Here is a 13911-nt window from a genome sequence, read left to right as displayed (position 1 = left end):
CGGATCAGTCTTTAGCCATCACCCCGATAAACAGTGCAGAGTTCAGAAAACGCTCGAGCCACTGCTTGAGTAATGGATAGGGCGCCTGTTCAAACCAGTGCCGGTCGACATGGGCAAACTGGCGCACGAACGGCGCCAATGCCATGTCGGCCAGACTGAGGTTCGACGCTACCAGGCAGGCGTTTTGTTCCAGCAGGCTTTCCAGTCTCTGCAGAAACTCCGCCCCTTCGGCCCGATAAGCTTCCATCGGGCGCTCCGGGTAGCGTATGGCGTACTTGTAGCGATCCAGCCTGGCCTTGAAAACGGTGTCGTTCTCCTCGATCAGCGCTGCGATCAACTGTCGGTTGGCCACGTTGCCCGTCTGTTGCCAGTTATCCGGATCAGCGTGGTCGAGCGCCCAGTGCATGATCTCCAGGCTTTGCTCAATCACCCGGCCATCAGCGCAGACCAGTACCGGTACAGTGCCTTTGGGGGAGCAGGCGAGCATCTCGGCCGGCTTGGCTTTAAGGCTGACCTCAATGATCGACAGCGGCACCCCGCTGTAGCGCAAGGCCATGCGCGCCCGCATCGCGTACGGGCAGCGGCGGAAGGAATACAGCACATGCCCGGTCATTTAACCTCCACGGTGCTCAAGCCATTGCCCTGACGCCGGACCTGGATCTGCACCGGTATGCGCTCGTGCATTTCCTGGACGTGGGAGATGACACCGACCTTGCGGCCCTGGGCCTGTAATCCGTCCAGAGCGTCCATCGCCAATTGCAGCGATTCGGGATCAAGGCTGCCAAAGCCTTCATCAATGAACAGCGATTCGATTTTCAGCGTACTGGACGCCATAGAGGCCAGGCCGAGGGCCAGCGCCAGTGACACGAGGAAGGTTTCCCCGCCTGACAAAGAGTGTACCGAACGCAGCTCGTCGCCCATCTCGGTGTCCATGACCAGCAAACCGAGCATGCTGCCGCCACGTTTGAGGCGATAACGCCGGACCAGCTGGCGCAGCTGTGCGTTGGCGTGATGCACCAGCAGGTCGAGGTTGTAGGCCTGGGCAATCTTGCGGAATGTGTCGCCGGTAGCCGAGCCGATCAAGGCATTCAGCCGGGCCCAGCGCTGCCATTGCTCGTACGCCTGGGCGATACGCTGCGCCAGTGCCTGATTGGCCTCTTGGCGCCGCTGATCTTCACTCTGTTGCGCGCGCAGCTCGGCGCAGCGCTGTTCACTGGCCTCCAGCTGTGCGTGCAGCTCGCCAAGGGCGGTGTCCAGTGCCGCGGCGTCGAGATTGCCATTGGCTTGCGCCTGATGCTGGCCCAGGCGCTGCTCGCGCTCCTGCACCAGAACCCGGGCCTGCTCCACGGCTTTTTCGCTGCTTTGCAATTGCTGGCGCAGGTCGCGCAGATGCGCATCGTCATACGCCAACAGCTGCTGCAGGCGCGCTTCATCCAGTTCGCGATGCTGTTCACGCCAGTGTTCGAGCTGGGCACTCAAGCTGCCGTGCTCATGCTGCAATGCCTGCAGGCGTGCCTGTTGTGCCTTGAGTTCGGCGGCCAGCTCAATCAACTGGTTGCCGGTGGCTTGCAAGGCTTCGCTGGCCTGAAGCTGCGCGCTCCGGGCCTGCTCCAGCGCCTGTTCCAGCTGTTGCTGCCACGCCTCGGCGCTGACGTGCTCACCCAACAAGTCCCGCAGGCTATGCTCGCTGGCCTGTTGTTGCACGGTCAGGGCCTCAACGCTGCGTTGCAGGGTTTCCAGTTCTTTGCTGCGATTGGCGTGTTGATACTGTTCACGCTCGATGTTGCCAGCGCGCTCAGTCTGCTCGGTCTGTTCGTCGCGCTGCTGGTCGAGTTGCGCCAGGCGATCAGCCACTTGCTGGTCGAGGGCCATAAAGCAGGCCGACGGGTTGTCGCGCAGCGCCATCAGGGTTGCAGCGGGCAGCAAGCTGGTAAAGTCGGCCAGCTCACCCTCAAGGCGCAAGGTGTCGGCGTTGATGTGTTCTAGCTGCGCGTTTAGTTGCAGACGGGCGAGCTGGCTGGCTTCGGTGCAGCGCTGCAGGTGCTGCTGCAGGTGGGCCGCTTCTTTTTGCAGGGCGAGCAGGGTGTTCTGGCGCTGCTGATCCTGGTTGATGCTCTGTTGCAGCTGGCTGAGGCGTTGGCTCAGCCACTGTTCGCGCCTGGCCGGCTCTTGTGCCTGCCATTGCGGACAGTGCGGGTGAGCTTCAAGGCTTGGGGTCAGGGCCTCTTGCTCTTGATGGATACGCTCTTGCTGGAGCAAAAATTCTTTCTGCCGGGCGATCAGGCCACCGACTTTTTCACGCAGCTGGACCAGGGTTTCCTTGAGCCCTTCAACCACGCTGCGGGCGTTGGCTTCCTCCTGCTCGTCGTGGCGGTTCAGGCTCTGCAGCAACGCCTCGGGCTGATGGTAAGGATGCTCGTGGCTGCCACACACCGGGCATGGCTGGTCATCCTGCAATTGCCCGCGCAGTTCTTCGACACTGGCGCTGCGTGCCAGACGCTGGCGTTCCAGCAGTTGGCGGGTGACGTCCAGGGTTTGTTCGGCCTGGGCCAGTTCGGTTTTGGTCTGAATCCCTTGCTGGCTGAGACGGTCGCGTTCCAGCTGTACGCTGTGCTGCTTGGCTTGCAGTTCATGCAGGCGGGTATCGAGCGCCTGCTGGCTGTGGCACAAGCGCTGCAAATCTTCGAAGTCGCGCTGCTGCTTGCGGCTTTCATCGAGCAGGCTGCCCAGGGTCTGGATTTGCTCGTTGACCGCCTGTGGCTCGGCCCCGGCTTCCTGGAACAGGATTTCCAGGCTGTTGCGCACGTCGGTCAGCTGCTGTGCGGCAAGCTGGGCACGTTGCTCAAGAACGGGTAGCTCGTCACGGCCCTTGCTCAGGGTGTTGCTCAACTGAACCAGTTTTTGTAGCTGTGGGCGGTAGCCCTCCCAGGCGCTGGCCAGGGGAGCGAGTTCGTTGCTGTGTTCGAGTCGGGTGGCAATGTGCGCCAGGTGTTCGGCACTGTGTTGCTGGCGTTCAAGCAGTGTGTCCAGCGCCTGCCGGCCATCGGCGCACGCCTGCTTGGCTTGTTGCTGCAGGGCTTGCTGCTCGCCAAGGGCCTGGCTCAGGCGCAGCAGGTTGGCCTGCTCAAGATGGGCCTGTTGCAAGCGGGGAGTGTTCTCGCGTTGTTCGGTCTGCGCCCGGGTTGCGGCTTCTTGCGCTGCTTGCAGGGTTTGCTGCAGCACGGCCTGTTGCTGGCTGAGCCCGGTTTGCTGCTGCAGGTGCGCCGCGATCTGTTCGGCCAGTGGCGTCAATTGGCCGTTCAGTTCAGCCAGTCGGGCAAACTGATGGCGTTGCGGGGCCAGTTGTTCCAGCCAGTGCAGGGTCTGGCGCTGGGCGGCCTGCGCTTCCCAGTGGGCCTGGGTCTGTTGCAACTGCTCGGCGGCACTGTGTTGCTGTTCTTGCAGTTCGCGCAAGGTTTTGAGCCAGGTGTGTTGCTGCTCCAGCTGTTTGAGCTGGCCCTGTTGGGTCTTGAGTTGCTGCTGGGCTGCTTCAAACGCCTGATCCAGCTCGGCTCTGGCCTCGGGCGCCAGCGGGGTGACGCCGACGGCCTGGTCTTGCAGCTGTTTATGGGCGTCGCGGGCCTCTTTGGCCTTGTCGAAGGCACGCTTGCCCAGGCGTGTGTAGAGCGCAGTATCGGTGAGCTTTTCCAGCAGCTCGCTGCGCTCGTTGTCATCGGCCTTGAGGAACGCACTGAATTCGCTTTGGGCCAGCATCACGGCGCGGGTGAACTGCTCGAAGTTCAAGCCCAGACGCGCTTCCAGCTGGAGCTTGTAATCGCCTTTCTGGCTGGCCAGCAGTTGATCGCTGTCCAGGTCGCGCAGGCTCTGGCGGCTGGCCTGCAGTTTGCCGGTGGCTTTTTCGCGGGCGCGGTTGGTTTCCCAGCGGGCACGGTAACGACGGCCATCGATGCCCAGAAAGTCGACCTCGGCATAACCCTCGCCCGTCCCCCGACGCAGCAGGGTGCGTGGGTCGCCGGTGGCGATTTCACCGTCGGCATCCGGCACCTTGGCATCGCGCCCGGTGTTGTTGAGGCGTGGCACGGCACCAAACAGCGCCAGGCACAGCGCATCGAGCAAGGTGCTTTTACCCGCGCCGGTGGGCCCGGTAATCGCAAACAGGCCGGCACTGGCCAAGGGTTCGGCGGTGAAGTCCAGTTCAAAAGGCCCGGCCAGCGATGCCAGGTTTTTCAGGCGAATGGCGAGGATTTTCATGGCTGTTCACCTTCCTGCTGTACTTCTTGCAGCAACACCGCAAAGTCTTTGAGGGTTTGCTCGTCGGCTTCGCTGCCGTAGTTTTCCTGCCAGGCGCGGCTGAACAGCTCTTGGGGGGTGAGCTGGTCGAGTTCGATCAGACGGCTGGCGTCTTCATCGCCGGCCCGGCTGCCGTTACCGGCATACTCGGCGGCGATGCGCACCAGGCGCACCGATTTACCCTGCAAGGCGGTTTCGATCTGCTGGCGCAAGTCGGGCTGCGGCTCGTCAAGCGTGACCCGTACTTCGAGCCAGGGCTGGCGCTGAATGTCGGCCAGCAAGTCGATATTCGGCAGGTCGGCCAGTTGGGCGAGGATCTCGGCCAGCGGCGCCGGGCCCACGCGCTGCAGGTTGACGGCGCGGGGGATCAGTCGGGGAGTGACGCTGACCAGGGTTTCCCCTTCGAGCTGCACATCGAGGATCTGATGCGGGTAGCTGATTTCCGAAAATGACAGCGGGATAGGGGAGCCGCAGTAACGGATCCGGTCTTCGCTGTTGACCCGTTGCGGCTTGTGCAGATGGCCCAGCGCAACATAGCTGAGGCTTGGGCCAAACAGGCTGGCGGGCAGGGCTTCGGCGTTGCCGATGATCAGGCTGCGCTCGGAGTCTTCCGAGACCGAACCGCCGGCCATGTGCGCATGGCTGATGGCGACCAGGGCTTGTCCGGGCTTGCGCTTGGCATTGGCGGCTTCGATCAGCCGTTCATGCACGTGGCCGATGCCCCGCAGGTAGTCGTCGCCCAGGTGGGCACCGGTCACTTCTGCCGGCCGCAAAAAAGGCAGCGCCAGGCACCAGGCCGCGATATTGCCGGTCGCATCGGGCAAAGGGATCAGCAGCCGCTCGGCATCCAGCTGGCCATCGTCGAGCCACAAGACCCGGCCCAGGGCATGGGTACGCAGACGGCGCATCAACGGCGCCGGGAGTTCAATCCGCGAGCCGGAGTCGTGATTGCCGGCGATCATGACGATGGTCAGTTCGGGGTGTTGTTCGTGGGCGCTGACGATGAAGTCGTAGAGCCGCTCCTGGGCTTTGACCGGCGGGTTGACGGTGTCGAAGATGTCGCCGGCAATCAATAGAACGTCAGGGTGGTCGCTGGCCAGTTGAGCGAGCAGCCAGGTTAAAAAGCAAGCGTGTTCAAAATCGCGTTCCTGGCCGTGGAGGTTTTGCCCCAGGTGCCAATCGGAAGTGTGAAACAGGCGCATAACAGAATCCGTTTTAAAAGGCTCGCTGCGGTGTAAGCGTTACACCGCGTTGTGTGCATCGCGAGCAAGCTCGCTCCTACAGGGGAGGTGCTGAAATTATTTGGGATAGAGCGGTGGCAGGCTGCTGGGTTCGGTACTCGCATCTTGCTCGCGCTCGGCGGCAGGAATGCTGCGAATCGCCTTCCACAGTTCATCACCCTGCCAGTATTGACCGGTTTCGCTGTAGAGCGCGCCGTTGAGGCCGTCCAGTGCATCCGACAACAACACAAAGCGGGCGGCCATTTCGGCCAGGGTTTCCGGTTGCTGCCGTGCCCAGGCATCCAGTGCCTGGCGCGTGGCCTGAGGGTCGTTGGCCAGGCAGGCGCGCTTGAGGTCATCGAGCAGCGTGCGCGGGCTGGGCCCGGTTTGTGCGGCACGCAACACGGCCGGCTGGGAGCGCGCGTGCCACCACAGGCCAAAACCGGCGAGGGTGCTACAGGCCAGCAAGAGCGTGGCGAGCTGCCAGATCCACAACGAGGAACGTTCGTTCAGCTCGCTGGGGAGGCTGGCGGGCGTGTCGACGATCAGGTTCGGGTTGGCGGCCACCTGCAAGGCGCGTGCAGGCAGATAGCTGCGCTCAAGGCGGTCTTCGTGAGTGTTCCACCACACGACTTCAACGGCGGGCAGGTCAATTTGGCCGGCCCGGGTCGGGACCAGGGCCTCACGCTCTTCGCGGCTGCCGATCAGGCCGTGTTCGGTAATTTGATTGTTGAGTTGCGGTTGATCCGGGTAGCCGCGCAAGCCGCTGACATCCGTCATGGGCAATGCGGGCAACTGGGCGCTGGACAGGCCCTCGGCCTTGAGCGTCAGGATCCGGGTCAGGGAGTCGCCGACCTGAGCGTGATCCGGCTCGGGGTGCCAGGTTTCGCTCATGCTCAAGCTGCGGGCAGGCAGCCAGGAGGCGGTGGCGGGGTAGTCGGCGGGCTTGGGTTTGACCGCCAGCGATAGGTCGGTGGAGCGCACATGCACCAGCTTGCCGGGTTTTGGGCCCAAAGGGGCAGGCGCGCTGGCCTGTTGGTTGTCGACCAGGGTGGCGCTGAAGGTCAGGGCCGGGATCGGCAGTGGGCCACTGTGCTGGGGGTAAATGCCGTAACGCACCTCGATCACGCCATGACGTACGCCATTGATCAGCTTCTCGTAAGTGCGTGATTCACCCAGCTGTTCGACGATGGCGTCTGCCAGGTGCAGGGGCGTCAGGCTGCTGTCGTCATACAGCGCCACCGAGTGGTAGATGCGCAGGGTCAATATCGCCTGGGCCTGCACGTAAACGCTGGGCTGATCGAGGCTGGCCTCGATAAACACCGGAGCCAGCTGACTGTCGCTGGCGACGCTCGGGGTGACGTTCAGGCTGATGGGCTGGCTGTGATACTGGCCGACTTGCACGGACGGAATGATCACAGTGCCGGTGTGCCTGGGCTGCAAGGTGACGATCCAGCGGGTCGAGGCTTTCTCGTCGTCACTGAGGGTGGTGAGCTGGTTGACCTGGCGCGTGCCGCGCACGTCAAACAACGTCTCCAGCGGCGTCAGATCGGGCTTGCCGAACAGTGTGGCGTCGCTGGACTCAAGGGTCAGCTCCACGGTTTCGCCGGAGTTGAGCTGGTCGCGGTCGACACTGGCCACCAGTCCCAGCGCATGGGCCGGCAAGGTCCAGCAACACAGCAAGAGAAGCAAGGCAAAGCGGTTCATTGAGGCGTGTCCTGATGTTGCTGCTGTTCGTACCAAAATTTGCGTCGCAACAGTTCACCGGGGTTGTCGGGGATCTGTTTGAGCCATTGTTCCAGGGCCTGGCGATGTTCTTCGTCCAGCTGGCTACTGGCCGGGGCCAGAGGGCGAGTGGTCGGCCCATCGCCCGCTTCGGCGTCAGTGCCGGTGTCCGGATCGGGTTCGGCATTGAGCGACTCATCCGGATTGGCCTCACTGGAGGGCGTCGCGGTCGAGCTGTTTTCCTGATGTTGCGCGCTGGCTCCGGAAGTACCGGGTGAACTGGAGCTGACCGGCGTTTCGGGTTCAGGTGATTCGGCGGCGGGCTCGGGCGGCTTTTCAGGCGCTGGAGGCTCGGCATTTTTTTGCTCGAGCAGTCGTTCGATCAGGGCTTTGTTGTGCTCGGCGGCTTGCAGGTCCGGCTGCAATTCCAGCGCCTGCTCATAAGCATCGATGGCGGCTTCGAGCGCACCGTCCATGGCCAGTGCATTGCCGCGATTATAGTGCGCGCTGGCGCTATTGAGCTCGGCGAATCGCAGAGCCGCCCCGGCATAATCACCGGCCTGATACAGCGCCAGGCCCTGCCACTGCGGGTCCTTGAAGTGTTCGACGGCTTGCAGCGGCCGGTTTTTCTCCAGCAGCCGCAGACCTTGCTGATCGGGGCGCAACCAGAGGTCAGTGAAACTCATGGCATAACCGGGCTGGGGCACCATGAACAACAGGGGCAAGCAGAACAGCCAGCCACGCCGCCCGGCGCAGGCAGCCAGCAGCAACAGCGGCAACAACAGCCAGAAGCCCTGGTCGGCCCAGGTGTCCAGGTGCAGCGTTTGCCCGTCCTCACGCAGGTGTCGAGGGCCGTCCAGCAAGCCCAGGCCGCGCAGGTCATTGTCGTCCAGTCGTGCCTGGCGGTAGCGGCCGCCCACATCCAGGGCGAACGCCCGCAGGCTCTGGCTGTCGAGGCGCGGCATGAGGATCGCGCCCTGGTCGTCCTTGAGGAACTGGCCGCTTTCATCCACCACCGGTGCCCCCTCGCGACTGCCGATACCGAGCATCAGCAACTGCGGGGCGTGGCCGTCCAGGGCCTGGCGAATACCGAAGCGTTCCTCCTCACTGAGGGAGGAGGTGATCAGCAGCAGGCGGCCCTGGCCCAATGCGCCCTGATTGAGCAGTTTCAGGGCTTTGACAACGGCCAGGTCGGCCCGATGCCCGGGTTGCGGCATGAGCGAAGGCTTGAGGGCGTCGAGCAGGTTATGGCTGGTGGCCAGATCGTCGGACAGCGGCACCAGGGTGTGGGCGCTGCCGGCGTAGACAATGACTGCGGTTTGCGCATCGCTGCGGCTCTGCAGCAGGTCATACAGCTTGCGCCGAGCCTGTTCCAGCCGGTTGGGCGATTTGTCGGTGGCGAGCATCTCGGGCGTGAGTTCGAGCATCACCACCAGCGGATCCGCAGGTTTCTGGGTCGAATGCTCGACACGTTGCCAGCCCGGGCCCAGCAGCGCCAGAAGTGCCAGCAGCCAGGCCAGCCCAAGGGCGATCCACGGCAGTTTGCTGTTGCGGCCATTGCCTCCGCTGAGCAGCACCCGGTGAAAGGCTGCAGGCAGGATCATTTGCCAGCGCCCGACACGTTTCTGCCGATGCCAGAGTTTCCATAGCAGCCAGCAGAGCAGGGGCACTATCAGCAGCCAGTCGGGGCGCAACCAGTGTGGCCAGAGTGCGCTCATCGGCGTCTCCGCAGGCGCAGGCGTTTGAGCCGTTGACGCCATTCAGCCTGTTGTTGCAGAAAATGTTCCTTACTCAGTAAACGCTGCAGCGGGTTGTTTGGCCACAGCTCACGGATGACCAGCAGAACGCTCAGCAGCAGGGCACCCGCCAACGGCCAGCTATAAAGCGCCTGCGCCGGGCGCGCCTGGGTCGGCTGCTGCGTAACGGGCTCGAGTTGATCAAGGGAGTCCTTGATTGCGCTCAGCTCGCGTCCGTCGCGGGCGCGGAAATACTGACCGCCGGTGACGGCCGCGATTTCTTTCAATGCAGGTTCATCGAGGTCGACCCCCGGGTTGAGACCGAAGGTGCCTTTGCTGCTGGTGTCTTCAGGGTCGGCGCCAATACCGATCGGGTAGATTTTTACGCCTTCCTCGGCGGCCAGCCGCGCAGCGGTCAGCGGATCGATCTGGCCACCGTTGTTGGCACCGTCGGTGACTAGTATCAGCACCCGGCTTTGGGCGGGACGCTGGCGCAGGCGCTTGAGCGCAAGGCCGATGGCATCGCCGATGGCGGTGTTTTTACCGGCGATGCCGATGCGCGCTTCGTCGAGCCAGGTACGCACGGTATGGCGGTCGAACGTCAGCGGTGCCTGCAGATAGGCCTGGCTGCCAAACAGGATCAAACCAACCCGGTCACCTTCACGCTTCTCCAGAAAGTCTCCCAGCAGGCTTTTAACCAGCTCCAGGCGGGTGAGGTCTTCGTTTTGCCATTGCATGTCCGGGAAGTCCATCGACCCCGAGACGTCCACCGCCACCAGCAGATCGCGCCCGCTGGCAGCAATTGGTAAGGGCTCGCCCAGCCATTGCGGGCGGGCGGCGGCAGTCAGCAGCAACAGCCACAGCAGCCAGTAGGGTGTTTGCTGACGCCAGGATGGCATGCTGGCCCGTGCCTTGCGGCGTGCCAGTTCTTCGAGGTCGGCCAGGAAACTGACCTCAAGCACCGGCTCGCCACTGTCGGCGGCCGGCAACAGGCGCCGCATCAGCCACGGTAGCGGGAGCAAGGCGAAAAGCCACGGCCATGCGAACTCAAACATGTTTGCGAATCCAGGTTTCAACCGCTTGATTGAGCCCGGCGATGGCTTTGTCATCGAGCTTGCATTCAGGTTTGTAGGCGCCTTCGACCAGCACCATCCAGCGTGTCAGGCCGGCAGCCGGGCAGCGGTTGTCGAGGAACGCCAGCCATTTTCGGCCATTGAGGGTGTGGCTCTGGCTGTACGGGTAGTGGTTGCGGCACAGGCGTTTAAGCAGGCCATTAAGCTGCTGCAGCCAGGCGCCGGCGGGCGCACCGTCGTAAGGTTTGGGAAAGCTCGCCAGCTCTTCGAGGGCCGCCAGTCGAACCGGGTCCAGCGGTTGTTCAAGCCTGCGCACCTGGCGCTTGGCGGGCAAGTAATGACGCAAACGCCATAAGCCCCAGGCACCCGCCGCCAGCACGATCAGCAGCAGCCACCAGCCGGGCGCAGGCGGCCAATAGCCAATGGCCGGTGGCGGGATCAGGGGCTGCAGTTGTTCAAGTTCTTTCATGAGGCTTTGCCAGGGCGTTTGGCGTTCAGGTATTCACGCAACTGCTCGACCATTTCGCTTTGGGTGCTCAGCGGCATCAACAGCACGCGCAGCTTTTGCGCCAGCAGCTCCCAGCGGGCGATACGTGCTTCGGCCTGGGCCCGGTAGGCCTGGCGCAGGTCGTAATTGAGCGTGTCGAGCTCGATCCGGGCACCCCGTTCGGCAAAGCGCAGCAGCCCGGCGGCGGGCAGCGCGTGGTCCAGCGGATCAGACAAGGGCAGCAGCATCAGGTCGCAATGACGGGCCAGCAGGCTCAGCTGTTGTTCAGCGGCGTCAGTCAGGGCCCGCTCATCGCAGATCACGATCACCAGACTGCCGGGACGCAGCACTTCGCGGGCCCGAATCAGCGCCATGCCCAGGGCATCACGGTCGGATTGCACCTCGGTGTGCAGCGATTGATTGACCCGCACCAACCGGTTGAGCAATTGCAGCAGGCTCTGCTTGCTGCGCCGGGGTTTGATTTCGTAATGCTCGTGATCGCCAAACACCAGCCCGCCGACCCGGTCGTTGTGGCCGAGGGCGGCCCAGCCAATCAGGCTGGCCGCCTGAGCGGCGAGCACCGATTTGAACATGCGCCCGGAACCGAAAAACAGTCGGCGGCTTTGTTCAGCCAGGATGAAGATCGGCCGCTCGCGCTCCTCATGGAACATTTTGGTGTGCGGTTCCTGGGTGCGGGCCGTGACACGCCAGTCAATGGTGCGCACATCGTCCCCGGCCTGATACACCCGCACCTGATCGAAATCGACCCCGCGCCCGCGCAATTTCGAGTGGTGCAAGCCCACCAGCGGGCTGCGCTGGCTGGGGGAAGAGAACAGTTGCACTTCACGCACCCGATGCCGCATCTCGATCAGCTCGGCAAGGGTGACGCGAATGCCGGGTTCGGCGGGCAGAGGGTTGTTCATCGGTCAGGCAACGGCAACGACGTCGAGAATGCGCTGCACCACGCGGTCCTGGTCAATCCCCGCGGCCTCGGCTTCGAACGACAGAATGATGCGATGGCGCAGCACGTCGAACAGGACGGCCTGGATGTCTTCAGGGCTGACGAAGTCGCGCCCGGCCAGCCAGGCGTGAGCCCGTGCGCAGCGATCCAGGGCAATCGAGCCACGCGGGCTGGCGCCATAAGCGATCCAGTCGGCCATCTCGGGGTCGAACTTGCCGGGGGTTCGGGTCGCCATCACCAGTTGCACCAGGTATTCCTCTACGGCGTCGGCCATGTACAGGCCGAGGATCTCCTTGCGTGCTGCGAAAATCGCCTGCTGGCTGACCCGGCGCTCGGGCTTGGTCTCGCCATTCAGGGCTTCGCCACGGGCCTGCTGGAGGATGCGGCGTTCGACGGCTGCGTCCGGGAAGCCGATTTTGACGTGCATCAGAAAACGGTCGAGCTGGGCTTCAGGCAATGGGTACGTGCCTTCCTGCTCGATGGGGTTCTGCGTGGCCATCACCAGAAACAGCGGTGACAGCTCGTAGGTGCTGCGCCCGACGCTGACCTGACGCTCGGCCATGGCTTCGAGCAGGGCCGATTGCACCTTGGCCGGAGCCCGGTTGATTTCATCCGCCAGCACCAGGTTGTGGAAGATCGGGCCTTGCTGGAACACAAAACTGCCGGTTTCAGGGCGGTAGATCTCAGTGCCGGTGATGTCGGCCGGCAGCAGGTCCGGGGTGAACTGAATTCGATGGAACTGTGCCTCGATACCTTCGGCGAGCTCTTTGATCGCCTTGGTTTTGGCAAGGCCGGGCGCACCCTCGACCAGCATGTGACCGTCGGCCAGTAATGCGATCAGCAGGCGGTCAATGAGTTTTTCCTGACCGAGAATCTGCGTTGAGAGAAAGGTTCGCAGCGCTAGCAGCGCTTCACGATGTTCCATCGATGACTGTTCCTGAAAAGGACACCGACGGCGCAAGAGTTACGCCGGGGCTGGGGGCATTACTTTAATCCATTGAAGGTGCTGCGGACTAATGGCGGGGCGGCTTTTTATGGAAAAATCCGAAAACTCAGCGGTTGTTGAGAATGGTGCTTATCTGCGGCGGGTTCAAAACGCCGTTTCAGGCTTGAGCAAGGCGATAAAACGTCCGGGCGTTATGCCACAAGGCGTTTTCGGCTGCGTTTTCACCCAGTGCCTCGATCAGCAGGTGAATGTCGCTGTCGGCAAATGCCCGGGGGGCTCGGGTGGAGGGCAAGTCCGTGCCAAACATCAACGCCTGAGGATTGGCGCTGTGGATGTGCCGCAAGGCTTGAGGCACGTCAAAGTCGACCCGGCCAAAGCCGCAGGCCTTGATCCGCACGCCGTGCCCGGCCAGGCGCAGCAGGCTGGGCAGACCGTCCTGGTGCAAGCCCAGGTGGTCGATGCTCAGCGCGGGCAAGCGCAGCAGGCGGGCCTCCAGCGAGGGCAGCTCCCGTGCATCGATGTACAGCTCTGAATGCCAGCCCAGTTGCTCGTGGACGCGTTTGGCCAGGAATTCGAGCTGGTCGAGTTGCTCCGAACCGCCGCGCCGCAGGTTAAAGCGCAGGGCGCGTACCCGGTGCCGATGCAGGGTTTGCAGCTCGGCATCGGTGACACTGGCCGGCAATTGGGTGACGCCCACGAAGCCGGGACCAAGACGCTCAAGCGCGGCAATCAGGTAGGTCTGGTCAAACCCCTGAAAGGACCCCGAAACCACTGCGCCACCTGCAATGCCCAAAGGCTGGGTGCGTCTCTGGTAATCATCAACAGTAAAAGGCTGCGGCAGATAGCCATTATTGGCAATCAGAGGGAAAGCGCTGTCGATGATATGGCAGTGGGCGTCGAAGATCGGGGGCATGGCAGGCTCCAGGGGGCGATCAGGCCGGTTCGCGGATGTAAGTGCCGGTACCGTCGAGGATGTTCTGCAAGGTCTGTTCGATTTCAGCCAGGTCTGCTGCATCCGAGTTGTGCAGGATTTCCAGGTGGTCGTCGCCCTTGAGCACGTCGGTATCGCCGGCGCCGATTTCGATCAGCAGCCGGGTAGGGCTCAAGGTGACTTTGATCCCGTCCAGCGTCGAAGGCTCGTCATCGAGGGTGATCTCCAGCTCGTCCTCGTCGGGGTAGCGGGTCATCAGGAACATTTCGCCTTTATCGCTGTGGCAACACAGCATGGCCATGTTGTCTTCTTCGTCATCGCACGGGTTGACGATCAGGAGGGAGGTGGTCATTTGCATGGGTGATTCCTGGCGCTCTGGGCGCGGGTCGGTCGAACAAACACCGATTTTGCCAGTCCGGGCAGATTTATGCTGATTTGAATGCGCTTTGCGAAAAAACGATCAGCCATTGAATGTCAGTCATTTTCGAAACGAGTGACGGACAAATGAGCGCATTCAAGAATGCAGGCTGCTTTTGGATGCT

At 62.8% G+C, this 13911-nt stretch carries 11 protein-coding genes; all 11 read right to left on the bottom strand.

Translation table 11 applies throughout. The annotated features are described in order from the left end of the window. Positions 1-4: 4 nt before the first annotated feature. Positions 5-613, bottom strand: coding sequence for a glutathione S-transferase (locus AWM69_RS10095; RefSeq protein ID WP_218726538.1), 609 nt, complete (start codon positions 611-613; stop codon positions 5-7). Further along, a complete protein-coding gene (locus AWM69_RS10090; protein WP_218726536.1) occupies positions 610-4251 on the bottom strand; it encodes an AAA family ATPase in 3642 nt (1213 codons plus the stop codon). The genes AWM69_RS10095 and AWM69_RS10090 overlap by 4 nt, the downstream gene beginning before the upstream one ends. After that, complete coding sequence (locus AWM69_RS10085) at positions 4248-5492, bottom strand: exonuclease SbcCD subunit D C-terminal domain-containing protein (protein ID WP_218726534.1); 1245 nt, start codon at positions 5490-5492, stop codon at positions 4248-4250. Before AWM69_RS10085 ends, AWM69_RS10090 begins: the two co-directional genes overlap by 4 nt. A 96-nt stretch (positions 5493-5588) precedes the next feature. Next, complete coding sequence (locus AWM69_RS10080; RefSeq protein WP_218726533.1) at positions 5589-7217, bottom strand: BatD family protein; 1629 nt, start codon at positions 7215-7217, stop codon at positions 5589-5591. Beyond that, on the bottom strand, positions 7214-8953 hold the full coding sequence (locus AWM69_RS10075; RefSeq protein ID WP_218726531.1) for a VWA domain-containing protein: 1740 nt from the start codon (positions 8951-8953) through the stop codon (positions 7214-7216). The genes AWM69_RS10080 and AWM69_RS10075 overlap by 4 nt, the downstream gene beginning before the upstream one ends. Further along, positions 8950-10026, bottom strand: a complete 1077-nt coding sequence (locus AWM69_RS10070; RefSeq protein ID WP_131654062.1) for a VWA domain-containing protein — start codon at positions 10024-10026, stop codon at positions 8950-8952. Before AWM69_RS10070 ends, AWM69_RS10075 begins: the two co-directional genes overlap by 4 nt. After that, positions 10019-10513 carry a DUF4381 domain-containing protein gene (locus AWM69_RS10065; protein WP_131654061.1) on the bottom strand — a complete coding sequence of 165 codons (495 nt, stop codon included), beginning with the start codon at positions 10511-10513 and terminating at the stop codon, positions 10019-10021. The genes AWM69_RS10070 and AWM69_RS10065 overlap by 8 nt, the downstream gene beginning before the upstream one ends. Next, positions 10510-11454, bottom strand: a complete 945-nt coding sequence (locus tag AWM69_RS10060) for a DUF58 domain-containing protein (protein WP_048380316.1) — start codon at positions 11452-11454, stop codon at positions 10510-10512. The genes AWM69_RS10065 and AWM69_RS10060 overlap by 4 nt, the downstream gene beginning before the upstream one ends. Before the next feature lie 3 nt (positions 11455-11457). Then, complete coding sequence (locus AWM69_RS10055; protein WP_003444726.1) at positions 11458-12417, bottom strand: MoxR family ATPase; 960 nt, start codon at positions 12415-12417, stop codon at positions 11458-11460. A 178-nt stretch (positions 12418-12595) separates the two neighbouring features. Further along, the gene (locus AWM69_RS10050; protein WP_218726529.1) at positions 12596-13351 is read right to left on the bottom strand and encodes an amidohydrolase; all 756 of its coding nucleotides are present in this window, start codon (positions 13349-13351) and stop codon (positions 12596-12598) included. A 19-nt stretch (positions 13352-13370) separates the two neighbouring features. Beyond that, a complete protein-coding gene (locus tag AWM69_RS10045; protein WP_048380311.1) occupies positions 13371-13727 on the bottom strand; it encodes a hypothetical protein in 357 nt (118 codons plus the stop codon). Positions 13728-13911: the final 184 nt, after the last annotated feature.

It is taken from the genome of Pseudomonas sp. D1HM, from assembly GCF_019266105.1.
GTDB classification, from domain to species: domain Bacteria; phylum Pseudomonadota; class Gammaproteobacteria; order Pseudomonadales; family Pseudomonadaceae; genus Aquipseudomonas; species Aquipseudomonas taetrolens.
This window is presented reverse-complemented; position numbering and strand designations above follow the sequence as displayed.

Excerpts from the sequence above, each read along its gene's own strand:
- AWM69_RS10095 (WP_218726538.1), bottom strand. The coding sequence starts at position 613 with ATGACCGGGCATGTGCTGTATTCCTTCCGCCGCTGCCCGTACGCGATG.
- AWM69_RS10090 (WP_218726536.1), bottom strand. The coding sequence starts at position 4,251 with ATGAAAATCCTCGCCATTCGCCTGAAAAACCTGGCATCGCTGGCCGGG.
- AWM69_RS10085 (WP_218726534.1), bottom strand. The coding sequence starts at position 5,492 with ATGCGCCTGTTTCACACTTCCGATTGGCACCTGGGGCAAAACCTCCAC.
- AWM69_RS10080 (WP_218726533.1), bottom strand. The coding sequence starts at position 7,217 with ATGAACCGCTTTGCCTTGCTTCTCTTGCTGTGTTGCTGGACCTTGCCG.
- AWM69_RS10075 (WP_218726531.1), bottom strand. The coding sequence starts at position 8,953 with ATGAGCGCACTCTGGCCACACTGGTTGCGCCCCGACTGGCTGCTGATA.
- AWM69_RS10070 (WP_131654062.1), bottom strand. The coding sequence starts at position 10,026 with ATGTTTGAGTTCGCATGGCCGTGGCTTTTCGCCTTGCTCCCGCTACCG.
- AWM69_RS10065 (WP_131654061.1), bottom strand. The coding sequence starts at position 10,513 with ATGAAAGAACTTGAACAACTGCAGCCCCTGATCCCGCCACCGGCCATT.
- AWM69_RS10060 (WP_048380316.1), bottom strand. The coding sequence starts at position 11,454 with ATGAACAACCCTCTGCCCGCCGAACCCGGCATTCGCGTCACCCTTGCC.
- AWM69_RS10055 (WP_003444726.1), bottom strand. The coding sequence starts at position 12,417 with ATGGAACATCGTGAAGCGCTGCTAGCGCTGCGAACCTTTCTCTCAACG.
- AWM69_RS10050 (WP_218726529.1), bottom strand. The coding sequence starts at position 13,351 with ATGCCCCCGATCTTCGACGCCCACTGCCATATCATCGACAGCGCTTTC.
- AWM69_RS10045 (WP_048380311.1), bottom strand. The coding sequence starts at position 13,727 with ATGCAAATGACCACCTCCCTCCTGATCGTCAACCCGTGCGATGACGAA.